This is a genomic window from Vibrio sp. LaRot3 (assembly GCF_027587025.1).
Lineage (GTDB): Bacteria > Pseudomonadota > Gammaproteobacteria > Enterobacterales > Vibrionaceae > Vibrio.
Map to the genome: position 1 here is coordinate 312,119 of NZ_JAPPTI010000003.1, position 12,158 is coordinate 324,276.

A 12,158-nucleotide genomic window follows, 5' to 3' on the forward strand; every position below is an offset into this window, starting at 1 on the left:
GGGCAGTTTTTGCGACAATGTGTCACGACAGAATATTGCCCTTAATATAGAGGAATGACTCATGGCCGAATCTTTGACTTGGCAGTCCATTATCGATAACGAGAAACAACAAGAGTACATGCAACAAACTCTCGCGTATGTGGCTGAGCAGCGTGAGCAGGGTAAAGAGATTTACCCTCCAGAGCAGGATGTATTTAATGCCTTTAATGCCACTGAGTTTGATCAAGTTAAGGTTGTCATTCTAGGTCAAGATCCTTATCACGGGCCGAATCAAGCGCATGGTTTATGTTTCTCTGTTCTGCCCGGAGTAAAGACGCCGCCTTCATTAGTTAATATGTATAAAGAGCTTGCCCAAGATGTCGATGGTTTTGATATTCCGTCACATGGCTATCTTCGATCGTGGGCAGAGCAGGGCGTATTGTTGTTAAACACGGTATTGACCGTAGAGCAAGGGCAAGCTCATTCTCACGCAAAAACAACCGGTTGGGAAAAATTTACCGATAAAATGATTGCTGAAATTAACCAGCACCGTTCTGGGGTCGTTTTCCTGCTTTGGGGCGCACATGCTCAGAAGAAAGGTCAGTTTATCGATCGTGAAAAACACTTCGTGTTAGAAGCACCGCATCCATCCCCCCTCTCTGCTCGTAGAGGCTTTTTCGGTTGCCAACACTTCTCGAAAACCAATCAAATACTGGCTGAACAAGATCTCACTCCAATTGATTGGCGCTTGCCATTTTTAGTCTAGTGATAATGCTCTCACTATATATAAGAGGCACTTTTTGTGCCTCTTTTGGTTTGTGAGAGACTTAATGGCATTGATATAAATATCTTTATCCGATTCTTTGAAGGGTATTCAAACCTAAGTACCCATCTTGCTATACACTTACAAAGATTGTGTGTTTAAGGAGAAGCACTATGATGCTTGAACAAATCAAGCGTGAACATGGTTATATTGTTCGCCTGCTATCTATATTGGCAAGCAAAGTTGAGTTGCTTAAGCAAGAGAAGTCCGTTAACTATAGCTTAATCAAAGAGATAGTTGACTATCTGTCTGAGCATGCAGAGAAAGAACATCATCCGAAAGAGGATATTCTTTACCACTATTACCTTGAGCATTATGGCAATAAACAAGAGATGGAAAACTTAGAGTTTGAGCACAAACTGCTCGAGTGTAAAACTCATGCCTTCCTTAATATTGTCGATATGATCTTGCAAGATGCGGTTGTGCCACATCATATATTTCTTGAACAGTTAGAGCAGTTTATGAATTCTCAGCGCCAACACTTGGAGTTAGAAGAGAAGAGCATTTTACCGATGATCCACCAACGTTTCTCTGTACAAGATTGGCAAGCGGTCGAGCAACTTTATACAGGAAGTAATGAAGATGATCCTGTATTTGGCGAAACGATCGCTGAACGATACTCGCAACTGGCTGAACGAGTACGTCAAACTGAGTTAGAGTGTGTGTAGCTTAGTATTGACGATTAGAAATTAAAAAAGAGGCGTTAAGCCTCTTTTTTTAGAAATCTAAATCATCAAAGTTGTCTAAGCCGATGTCCATATCTCTTAGCTCTTTTTCTAGTCGGCGGCGATCTTTTATCGCTTCGATTTCACGCCATTTACGTTTGACTGGCTTAGAGCGAGATGCGCGTCCGCGCGGTAAGTCCATATCCAAGAACTCTTCAAAGTTTAAGCCTTCCATAAGCAACCTCGTTTACTTTGTTGTTTGAAGATTAAATACCACTGAGCAGCAAGGCTATCTATGATTGATTTCTCATTTGTTGCGATTTGATGAATTTTTCATTGTATTTTGTGCATAACCACACTGTTTATGAATGATGTGTTGTATAAAAAATAACCGTTTGTCATCACTTAATCGATTAATTTTGACTATTTTTGATGTTAATCGGCTGTTCCAAATTGCATAAACAATAGTGAGTATCCCCTGTCATAGGGTGAAGCTGGATAATTGCATTGAGAGGACGCATAAATGAGTGGCTATTTTTAGAGATAAAACCAGTAGGAATAAGGAATTGCCCTGATTTTATAGGATGCTGTTTTTTAATTTGAACCAAGATCGCGCTTGTTGTTAATATTTGATGTTAATGTGCTTTATTTGTGTTTGATGTGTGATGGTTTGTGTTAATCGATGGTGATTTTATAGTGAAAAATAACAATCAAAAGCAATTGAATGCATATTGATTTTTGCTATTCTTCACTGCATTATCCGCCCGTCAAAAAATACGCTGATACGTAAAATGGAAGCATGAAGCGAAATTTACATATCTGAGCTGCGAAAAATAAAACCTAAACACTAAGCAATCTTGACACTTAGTCGAGCAGCTAGATGGATGGCATGGATGCAGTGATTGGTGAAACTCACTACGAGGATGTTATGACAGACTTAATCAATTTAATGAACGGATTACTATGGGGTTCTGTTCTTGTTTATCTTTTAGTCGGTGTAGGCGTGTACTTTACTTTCCGACTTGGTTTTATTCAGTTCCGCCACTTCGGCCACATGTTCTCAGTATTGAAGAACAGCCGTAAAGCTGACACTGCTGGTATCTCTTCTTTCCAAGCACTTTGTACTAGTCTTGCTGCTCGTGTCGGCACAGGTAACATGGCCGGCGTTGCTGTTGCACTAACTGCTGGTGGCCCAGGCGCTATCTTCTGGATGTGGCTAATCGCCATGCTAGGTATGGCAACGTCGTTTGCAGAAAGTACGCTAGCGCAGCTGTACAAAACAAAAGACGACGACGGTAACTACCGTGGTGGTCCAGCATACTACATGGAAAAAGGCCTAGGTATGCGTTGGATGGGTGTACTGTTCTCAGTGTTCCTAATCATTGCTTTCGGTCTTGTCTTCAACGCGGTACAGGCGAACTCAATCGCTAATGCGGTTATTTCGGCATTCGAGCTACCAAAAACAGAAATTCAAATTTCCGTTCCTGCATTCTTAATGTCACTAATGGACAGCACGGATTCAGGTAACATTGTTATCATCAAAGAATCGTTGATGATTGGCTGTGGCGTGATGATGCTTGCAGCGGTTGTTATCTTCGGTGGTATCAAACGTATTGCGAAAGTGGCTGAGCTTATCGTTCCGCTAATGGCACTGGCTTACCTTGCGCTTGCTCTGTTTGTTATGTTTGCAAACATCGAGAAACTACCAGCGGTTATCTCGCTGATCGTTAAGAGTGCATTTGGCCTGCAAGAAGCAGCATCAGGTGGTCTAGGTTACGCTATCGCACAAGCGATGATTAACGGTATTAAGCGTGGTTTGTTCTCGAACGAAGCGGGTATGGGTTCTGCGCCAAACGCAGCAGCATCAGCGACACCGTACCCACCACACCCTGCATCACAAGGTTACGTGCAGATGCTAGGCGTATTTATGGATACTATCGTTATCTGTTCAGCGACTGTTGCTATCATTCTAATGTCTGGTGAATATGTACCACACGGTGAAGTAACCGGTATTGAACTGACTCAAGCAGCACTAAGCTCACAAGTTGGTGGCTGGGGTGGTATCTTTGTTGCGGTAGCGATTTTCTTCTTCGCCTTTACCTCAATCATTGCAAACTACTCTTACGCAGAAACAAACCTGATTTTCCTAGAGCATAACCATAAAGCAGGTCTTGGCCTATTCCGTATATTCGTACTAGGTATGGTTGTGTTTGGTGCAGTCGCGTCTCTTCCTGTTGTTTGGGCACTAGCAGACGTATCTATGGGTCTAATGGCGATTGTTAACTTGATAGCGATTCTATTGCTATCTGGCATCGTGATTAAGCTAGCGAAAGACTACAACCAGCAGTTAGATGCGGGTAAAGTCCCTACGTTTGATTCAAATGATTACCCAGAGCTGAAGTCTCAGCTTGAAGATGGTATCTGGGATCAAAACAACAAGAGTTAATCGCTGATAGCTATTAATACGATTTGAAAAGCCATGCAGACAATGCATGGCTTTTTTTGTACCCTAAACTGAATAAAAACAGATAACCAATAGAGTAAAGTCATGTTAATTGTCGTATCACCAGCCAAGACGCTCGATTATGAATCGCCTCTTGCGACGGAGAAGTTCACTCAGCCAGAGTTAGTTGAATATTCTAAACAGCTTATTGAAGTATGCCGCAAGCTAACGCCAGCCGATGTCGCAAGCTTAATGAAAGTGAGCGATAAAATCGCTGACCTGAATGTTGGTCGTTTTCAAGAGTGGAGTGAGACTTTCACTGTAGAGAATGCGCGCCAAGCGATTTTGGCCTTTAAAGGTGATGTTTATACTGGTTTAGATGCCGCAAGCTTATCTGAGGATGATTTTGACTATGCTCAGCAGCATTTACGCATGTTGTCAGGCTTATACGGTTTATTAAAGCCATTAGATTTGATGCAGCCTTATCGATTAGAGATGGGGACAAAGCTTGCCAACGACAAAGGCACTAACCTGTACCAGTTTTGGGGCAATGTTATTACCGATAAGCTCAATCAGGCGATCAGTGAACAAGGCGACAATGTTCTGATTAACTTGGCATCAAACGAGTACTTCAAAGCGGTAAAACCTAAAAACCTTGACGCACAGGTGATTACGCCAGTCTTTAAAGATTGTAAAAATGGCACCTATAAGGTGATCAGTTTCTACGCAAAGAAAGCTCGTGGCATGATGGCACGCTACATTATTGAAAATCGTATCGAAAGCGTGGCGGATCTGACTAAGTTTGATGTGGCGGGTTATTACTTCGTTGAAGAAGAGTCTTCACCAACTGAGTTGGTATTCAAGCGAGAAGAGCAATAGAGGTTTAGGTATGTGGCAGGCAGTAAAGCGCTGGATTGCAAAGTATGATGCGTGGTGTCGTTCGATGGGACTGACACCCGATCAAAAGCGCAGCTGCGTGCCTTATCGTAAAGACCCCAGTCACGATGCTGAATCTAAAACGGATTAACTAGGTGATTGTTAATGCGTCTGTTCGATACACATTGTCACTTTGACTTCCCCCCTTTTCAGGATGATTTTCCCAATCAACTTGCGGCAGCGAATCAAGCTGGAGTTGAGCGCTTCCTTATCCCTGCGATTGGCTTAAGCAATTGGCCGTTATTGCAGCAATTAGCCCGTGATAATCCACAAGTCTATATTGCGTTAGGCTTCCACCCTTATTTTTTGGATGCTCAAGCGGTTTCTCAGTTAGAGCAGCTCGATACTTTGCTTGCGACCAAACCACCTAATTGCGTGGCTGTGGGGGAGTGCGGCTTAGATGGGATGGTTGATGTCGGAATCGAATTACAAGAAACCTTATTGATTGAGCAGATAAAGCTCGCTAATCAGCATCGCTTACCTTTAGTGCTCCATGCACGAAAAACGCACAATAGATTGTTACAGTTGTTAAAGCAGCAGCGGCATCAAACTGGGGGGATCTTGCATGGATTTTCTGGCAGTTATCAGCAAGCCAAACAGTTTGTTGATTTGGGATTTTATATTGGTGTTGGAGGTGTTATTACCTACCCAAGAGCCAATAAAACTCGCCAAGCGGTAGCCCAGCTTCCTCTTGATAGTTTAGTTCTCGAAACTGACGCTCCAGATATGCCTTTAATGGGATATCAAGGCCAAATTAACCACCCTAAACGTTTGCCTCTGATTTTGGATATTTTGGCTCAATTGCAGAATAACGATGCGCAAACGATTGCGGAGATCGTTTGGCGAAATGGCAATTTGGCGCTGAATATTTGTGAATGAAATCGAAGTATGTTGTATCGATTATGATTGTGGTGATTAAAATTAGTGATAATCATCACATTAATGGGTGAATGCCAACTGAATCTTATAAGAAAGTGTGAGGGGCGCATTACTTTAACATAGGTGGGATGAGTATAATTGCCCCCGCTTTTTGAGCTCCATTTTGTAACACGCCAACAAATAACTTATAAGGAAGTCATAAACTATGAGCCTGTTTATGAGCCTAGTCGGTATGATTGTGCTGCTTGCTATCGCATTCGCATTTTCATCGAACCGCAAAGCTATCAACTTGAGAACTGTGGGTGGCGCATTCGCTATCCAATTCGTATTAGGTGCATTTGTACTTTACGTACCTTGGGGCCGTGATCTATTGAACGGTTTCTCACAAGGTGTATCTAACGTTATCAACTACGGTAACGATGGTTCATCTTTCCTATTCGGTGGTCTTGTTTCTGACAAGATGTTCGAAGTGTTCGGTGGCGGTGGTTTCATCTTCGCTTTCCGCGTTCTTCCTACACTGATCTTCTTCTCTGCACTTATCTCTGTACTTTACTACATTGGTGTAATGCAGTGGGTTATCAAGATCCTTGGTGGCGCGCTACAAAAAGCACTGGGTACTTCTCGTGCGGAATCAATGTCTGCAGCTGCGAACATCTTCGTAGGTCAAACAGAAGCACCTCTAGTTGTTCGTCCGTTTGTTCCTAAGATGACTCAGTCTGAACTATTCGCAGTAATGTGTGGTGGTCTTGCGTCAGTAGCTGGTGGTGTACTAGCGGGTTACGCATCTATGGGTGTACCTCTAGAGTACCTTGTAGCAGCATCATTCATGGCAGCTCCGGGTGGTCTACTATTCGCTAAAATTCTTCACCCAGAGACAGAACAGCCTCATGAAGATTTCGACGAAGCGATCGACGGTGGCGACGACAAACCTGCTAACGTTATTGACGCAGCAGCAGGCGGCGCAGCATCTGGTCTACAACTAGCACTAAACGTTGGTGCAATGCTAATCGCATTCGTAGGTCTAATCGCTCTTATCAACGGTATGCTAGGTGGCATCGGTGGTTGGTTCGGTATGCCTGAACTAACTCTAGAGCTAATCCTAGGTTACGCGTTCTCTCCACTAGCATTCCTAATCGGTGTTCCATGGGACGAAGCAATCGTTGCGGGTTCATTCATCGGTCAGAAACTAGTAATCAACGAATTCGTTGCATACTTGAACTTCACACCTTACCTAGGTGAAACAGCTCAAGTTGTTGCTGAAACAGGCAAAGTAATGTCTGACAAGACAACAGCAATCATCTCGTTCGCTCTATGTGGTTTCGCAAACCTTTCTTCTATCGCGATTCTACTAGGTGGTCTAGGTAGCCTTGCTCCAAACCGCCGCAGCGACATCGCTCGCATGGGTATTAAAGCAGTACTTGCTGGTACATTGTCTAACCTAATGGCTGCGACAATTGCTGGCTTCTGCCTAAGCCTTGCAGCATTTTAAATTAAAGCTGGTATTTAATTTATAGACGCCGTATTACCTTATGCCCTGTAGCAAGAAATTGCTGCGGGGCATTTTTCGTTTTTGGTGGGCAATAATGGCTAAGACGTGATTGGAAATCCGTCATCATTGAATAAATGCCAACCAAAGTTTTTTGAGATACAAACCGTTTGCGCTTTACGAGGCACTACAGTTTTGCGGTGAATCTCTATAATGTAGTAATCATAGGATTGTGATTGAGGCGAGTTCTTAATCACTTAATGAATACTTCACTCCTAGTGAGCAAATGATTTGCCGCTAAGAGCACATCTCACAAGCCTTTTCGTTTGTGATGTGATATTAAAGACACCGCAATCATAGATTGTTGTGCCATAGGCCAAACTGGTACTGTGCGGTGACAAGGATAGCAATTGGGGGCAAATTCGCTGTTTGCCTTCGAGTCTTCAAGGAACCAAGTCCGTTCATTAATAGCTGGATTCTCAACCTATACTATTGGAGAGAGTCGCAGCCACATTTTTGAATATTGATCGGAGATAGAAATGAGCGATTTAAAAGCAGCAGCGCTACGTGCACTAAAACTAATGGATCTTACAACGCTAAATGACGATGACACTGATGCAAAAGTGATCTCACTATGTCATGACGCGAAATCAGCAGTAGGCAACACAGCTGCAATTTGTATTTACCCTCGCTTTATTCCTATTGCTAAGAAGACACTTCGTGAGCAAGGTACACCTGACGTTCGTATCGCGACAGTAACAAACTTCCCACACGGTAACGATGACATCGAGATCGCAGTTGCTGAAACTAAAGCGGCTGTTGCTTACGGCGCAGACGAAGTAGACGTAGTATTCCCATACCGTGCTCTAATGGCAGGTGATGAGAAAGTTGGCTTCGAATTGGTTAAGCAATGTAAAGAAGCGTGTGGCGATATCCTACTGAAAGTGATTATCGAAACAGGTGAACTAAAAGAAGAAGCGCTAATCAAGAAAGCATCTCAAATCTGTATTGAAGCAGGTGCGGACTTCATTAAAACTTCAACTGGTAAAGTGCCAGTAAACGCAACTCCAGAATACGCACGAATGATGCTAGAAGTGATTCGTGATATGGGCGTTGCAGAAACTGTAGGTTTCAAACCAGCTGGTGGTGTGCGCACTGCAGAAGACGCAGCAGCATACCTAGCAATGGCTGATGAAATCTTAGGTGACAACTGGGTTGATGCTCGTCACTACCGCTTCGGTGCATCAAGCCTGCTGACGAACCTTCTTAATACATTAGAAGTGACAGACGAAACAGCTGATCCAACAGCTTACTAATTACTCGTTATATTTGGCTTGTGGCCTAGCCGCTACGCCAAATATTTAGAGTAAAACTAACAACAAAGTCTGTTTGGTGGAGCAGTTATTCGCTGCTCCCCATTACCTCTTTACCTTACAACCATTGCTAGCTTTAGCATGGGAGGATCTAATGTACTTACCTCAAGAAATCATTCGTAAAAAACGCGACGGCGAAGTGCTGAGCGCAGAAGAAATCAACTTTTTCATTCAAGGTGTTGCAAACAACACTGTTTCTGAAGGCCAAATTGCTGCCTTCGCAATGACTATCTTTTTTAATGAAATGACGATGCCTGAGCGTATCGCACTGACTTGTGCAATGCGTGATTCAGGTATGGTTATTGATTGGAGCCACATGAATTTTGGTGGCCCTATTGTCGACAAACACTCAACGGGTGGTGTCGGTGATGTAACCTCATTAATGCTTGGCCCTATGGTGGCGGCATGTGGCGGTTTTGTTCCTATGATCTCAGGTCGTGGTCTTGGTCATACTGGCGGTACGCTAGATAAGCTAGAAGCGATTCCTGGTTACAACATTACTCCTACTAACGAAGTGTTTGGCCAAGTAACGAAAGACGCAGGTGTGGCTATTATCGGTCAAACAGGCGATTTAGCACCGGCTGATAAACGCGTATACGCGACTCGTGATATCACAGCGACAGTCGACAACATCTCATTGATCACTGCGTCTATTCTTTCTAAGAAACTTGCAGCGGGTCTTGAATCTCTAGTGATGGATGTGAAAGTAGGTTCTGGTGCATTTATGCCAACTTACGAAGCATCAGAAGAACTAGCAAAATCTATCGTAGCGGTAGCGAATGGTGCAGGCACTAAGACAACGGCGATCCTAACTGATATGAACCAAGTATTGGCATCATCAGCTGGTAACGCAGTTGAAGTTCGCGAGGCTGTTCAGTTCCTAATTGGCGAATACCGTAACCCGCGTCTATTGGAAGTGACGTTAGCGTCGTGTGCTGAAATGTTGGTACTAGCTAAGCTAGCTAAAGACACAGAAGAAGCGAACGCGAAGCTGATGGAAGTACTTGATAACGGTAAAGCGGCTGAGTGCTTCGGTAAGATGGTTGCTGGTCTTGGTGGCCCAGCTGACTTCATGGCGAACTACGATAACTACCTAGAAAAAGCGGAAATTATCAAGCCTGTTTACGCCGAGCAAGAAGGCGTAGTTTCTGCAATGGATACTCGCGCAATTGGTATGGCTGTTGTTTCAATGGGCGGTGGTCGTCGCGTAGCAACTGATAGCATCGATTACGCAGTTGGTTTTGATCAGTTCATCCGTTTGGGTGAAACCGCAGATGCAAGCAAGCCTCTAGCGATGATTCACGCACGTAGCGAAGAACAATGGCAAGAAGCGGCGAAAGCGCTGAAAGCAGCGATTGTTATCGGTGGTGAATACACGCCAACGCCAAACGTATACCGCCAAATCCGCGCAGAAGACGTTTAACGCATTATATAAAAGGCCTGCTCACCCATAACAGCAGTATTTAGAGTGGGCCTAAGGAAGAAGCAATGAAAAGAGCATTTATTTTAGTACTAGACTCATTTGGTATTGGCGCAACAGCTGATGCAGATAAGTTTGGTGATGTAGGTTCAGATACCCTAGGCCATATCGCTGAGCAATGTGATCAGGGCCTTGCTGATAACGATCAACGTAGTGGTGCATTAAAGTTACCAAACCTAACTAAGCTGGGTTTAGCGATGGCGCACAAAGAGTCTACGGGTCAGTTTGCCTTAGGTCTAAACCCAGATTCTGAAGTGATTGGCGCGTATGGCCATGCGGCTGAACTCTCTTCTGGTAAAGATACTCCGTCTGGTCACTGGGAAATTGCTGGTGTTCCTGTTCTATTTAATTGGGGCTACTTCACTGATAAAGAAAACAGCTTCCCGAAAGAGTTAACAGATCGCATTCTTGAGCGTGCAGGCCTTGATGGTTTCCTTGGTAACTGCCATTCATCAGGTACTGAAATCCTAGACAACCTAGGTGAAGAGCACATGAAGAGCGGCTTGCCAATCTTCTATACTTCAGCGGACTCTGTATTCCAGATTGCGTGTCACGAAGAGACATTTGGCTTAGAGCGTCTATTAGACCTATGCCAAATCGCACGTGAAGAGCTAGAAGACTACAACATCGGTCGTGTTATCGCGCGTCCATTTGTTGGTGCAGGTAAAGGTCAGTTTGAGCGTACGGGTAACCGTCGCGACCTGTCTGTTGAGCCGCCAGCGGCAACTGTGTTGCAAAAACTGGTTGATGAGAAACAGGGTGACGTGGTTTCTATCGGTAAGATCTCTGACATCTACGCAGGTTGCGGTATCAGCAAGAAAGTGAAAGCGACAGGTATTCCAGCTCTGTTTGAAGCGACGCTTGAGCAAATCAAAGCAGCTGGCGATAACACGATTGTATTTACTAACTTTGTCGACTTTGATTCTGCTTACGGCCACCGCCGTGATGTTGCAGGCTATGCGGCTGCGCTTGAGTACTTCGATGGTCGTATCAACGAAGTGCTTGAGTTAATGGAAGAAGACGATGTGCTAATTCTAACCGCTGACCATGGTTGTGACCCAACATGGCAAGGTACTGACCATACGCGTGAGCACATCCCAGTGCTTGTTTACGGTCATAAAGTACCGGCAGGTTCGCTTGGTCGTCGCAATACATTTGCTGATATTGGCCAATCGCTAGCAAATTATTTTGATACATCAGCGATGGAATACGGCGAAAGCTTCCTGTAAATTAATACTCTAATTAGGCGTCTTACTAGACGCCTTTTTTCGGCCTAACTTTTAGAAAGGAAAATGGTATGGCAACTCCACATATTAATGCTGAAATGGGCGATTTCGCTGATGTCGTTCTAATGCCGGGCGATCCGCTACGTGCAAAATACATTGCGGAAACATTTCTGGATGACGTGGTTCAGGTGTGTGATGTTCGTAATATGTTCGGTTACACAGGTACTTACAAAGGTCGTAAGATTTCAGTAATGGGTCACGGTATGGGTATCCCGTCGTGCTCTATCTACGTGACTGAACTTATTAAAGATTTTGGTGTTAAAAAAGTTATCCGTGTGGGTAGCTGCGGCGCAGTAAACGAAGACATTAAAGTTCGTGATGTTGTGATTGGTATGGGCGCGTGTACGGATTCAAAAGTAAACCGCATTCGCTTTAAAGGCCATGACTTTGCAGCCATCGCGGATTACAAAATGGTTCGCGCTGCAGAACAAGCGGCTAAAGCGCGCGGCATTGACGTGAAAGTCGGTAACCTATTCTCTGCTGAGCTGTTCTACACGCCAGATCCTGAAATGTTCGAAGTCATGGACAAATACGGCATCGTCGGTGTTGAAATGGAAGCGGCAGGTATTTACGGCGTTGCAGCTGAGTACGGTGCGAAAGCGTTAAGTATCTGTACGGTTTCTGACCATATTAAAACGGGTGAGCAAACGACATCAGATGAGCGTGCTACCACCTTTAATGAAATGATGCTTATCGCGTTAGATTCAGTGCTACTTGGTGACGAAGAGTAACCAATAGTTAAAGTATCTAAAGCGTTAGATAGCAAAAGCCCCGCAAGATACCGAGCGGGGCTTTTTATTTGTTTTGT

11 protein-coding genes are annotated in these 12,158 nt (G+C 44.1%); 10 read left to right on the forward strand and 1 reads right to left on the reverse strand.

Features of this window, described 5'->3' with window-relative positions:
• Positions 1–61: 61 nt before the first annotated feature.
• Together ung and OH461_RS10300 are read left to right on the forward strand one after the other, a co-directional pair.
• A complete protein-coding gene (ung, locus tag OH461_RS10295; RefSeq protein WP_270020523.1) occupies positions 62–745 on the forward strand; it encodes a uracil-DNA glycosylase in 684 nt (227 codons plus the stop codon).
• 170 nt (positions 746–915) lie between these two features.
• Entirely contained in the window at positions 916–1,470 is a 555-nt protein-coding gene (locus tag OH461_RS10300; RefSeq protein ID WP_270020524.1) for a hemerythrin domain-containing protein, read from the forward strand.
• Between the two features lie 49 nt (positions 1,471–1,519).
• Here the strand turns inward: OH461_RS10300 and OH461_RS10305 are convergent, their stop codons facing one another.
• A complete protein-coding gene (locus OH461_RS10305; protein ID WP_260259768.1) occupies positions 1,520–1,702 on the reverse strand; it encodes a DUF3545 family protein in 183 nt (60 codons plus the stop codon).
• Between the two features lie 693 nt (positions 1,703–2,395).
• On the opposite strand from OH461_RS10305, the gene OH461_RS10310 reads away from it, so the two are divergent.
• The 8 genes from OH461_RS10310 to deoD all read left to right on the forward strand — a co-directional run bounded on the left by OH461_RS10310 (position 2,396) and on the right by deoD (position 12,081).
• Entirely contained in the window at positions 2,396–3,913 is a 1,518-nt protein-coding gene (locus OH461_RS10310; RefSeq protein ID WP_270020571.1) for an alanine/glycine:cation symporter family protein, read from the forward strand.
• A gap of 102 nt (positions 3,914–4,015) precedes the next feature.
• Positions 4,016–4,789 (forward strand): peroxide stress protein YaaA, encoded by a 774-nt coding sequence (gene yaaA, locus OH461_RS10315; RefSeq protein WP_270020525.1) that lies wholly within the window; start codon positions 4,016–4,018, stop codon positions 4,787–4,789.
• Between the two features lie 162 nt (positions 4,790–4,951).
• Complete coding sequence (locus tag OH461_RS10320; RefSeq protein ID WP_270020526.1) at positions 4,952–5,725, forward strand: TatD family hydrolase; 774 nt, start codon at positions 4,952–4,954, stop codon at positions 5,723–5,725.
• Positions 5,726–5,930: 205 nt separating this feature from the next.
• Positions 5,931–7,214 carry a NupC/NupG family nucleoside CNT transporter gene (locus tag OH461_RS10325; protein WP_270020527.1) on the forward strand — a complete coding sequence of 428 codons (1,284 nt, stop codon included), beginning with the start codon at positions 5,931–5,933 and terminating at the stop codon, positions 7,212–7,214.
• Between the two features lie 536 nt (positions 7,215–7,750).
• Positions 7,751–8,527: a deoxyribose-phosphate aldolase gene (deoC, locus tag OH461_RS10330; protein WP_270020528.1), complete on the forward strand. Its 777-nt coding sequence runs from the start codon at positions 7,751–7,753 to the stop codon at positions 8,525–8,527.
• 151 nt (positions 8,528–8,678) lie between these two features.
• Complete coding sequence (gene deoA / locus OH461_RS10335) at positions 8,679–10,007, forward strand: thymidine phosphorylase (RefSeq protein WP_270020529.1); 1,329 nt, start codon at positions 8,679–8,681, stop codon at positions 10,005–10,007.
• A 65-nt stretch (positions 10,008–10,072) separates the two neighbouring features.
• On the forward strand, positions 10,073–11,293 hold the full coding sequence (locus tag OH461_RS10340; RefSeq protein WP_270020530.1) for a phosphopentomutase: 1,221 nt from the start codon (positions 10,073–10,075) through the stop codon (positions 11,291–11,293).
• A gap of 68 nt (positions 11,294–11,361) precedes the next feature.
• On the forward strand, positions 11,362–12,081 hold the full coding sequence (deoD, locus tag OH461_RS10345) for a purine-nucleoside phosphorylase (RefSeq protein WP_270020531.1): 720 nt from the start codon (positions 11,362–11,364) through the stop codon (positions 12,079–12,081).
• The last annotated feature ends 77 nt before the right edge of the window (positions 12,082–12,158 follow it).

Coding starts and splice junctions, on each gene's coding strand:
- ung (WP_270020523.1), top strand. CDS start 62: ATGGCCGAATCTTTGACTTGGCAGTCCATTATCGATAACGAGAAACAA.
- OH461_RS10300 (WP_270020524.1), top strand. CDS start 916: ATGATGCTTGAACAAATCAAGCGTGAACATGGTTATATTGTTCGCCTG.
- OH461_RS10305 (WP_260259768.1), bottom strand. CDS start 1,702: ATGGAAGGCTTAAACTTTGAAGAGTTCTTGGATATGGACTTACCGCGC.
- OH461_RS10310 (WP_270020571.1), top strand. CDS start 2,396: ATGACAGACTTAATCAATTTAATGAACGGATTACTATGGGGTTCTGTT.
- yaaA (WP_270020525.1), top strand. CDS start 4,016: ATGTTAATTGTCGTATCACCAGCCAAGACGCTCGATTATGAATCGCCT.
- OH461_RS10320 (WP_270020526.1), top strand. CDS start 4,952: ATGCGTCTGTTCGATACACATTGTCACTTTGACTTCCCCCCTTTTCAG.
- OH461_RS10325 (WP_270020527.1), top strand. CDS start 5,931: ATGAGCCTGTTTATGAGCCTAGTCGGTATGATTGTGCTGCTTGCTATC.
- deoC (WP_270020528.1), top strand. CDS start 7,751: ATGAGCGATTTAAAAGCAGCAGCGCTACGTGCACTAAAACTAATGGAT.
- deoA (WP_270020529.1), top strand. CDS start 8,679: ATGTACTTACCTCAAGAAATCATTCGTAAAAAACGCGACGGCGAAGTG.
- OH461_RS10340 (WP_270020530.1), top strand. CDS start 10,073: ATGAAAAGAGCATTTATTTTAGTACTAGACTCATTTGGTATTGGCGCA.
- deoD (WP_270020531.1), top strand. CDS start 11,362: ATGGCAACTCCACATATTAATGCTGAAATGGGCGATTTCGCTGATGTC.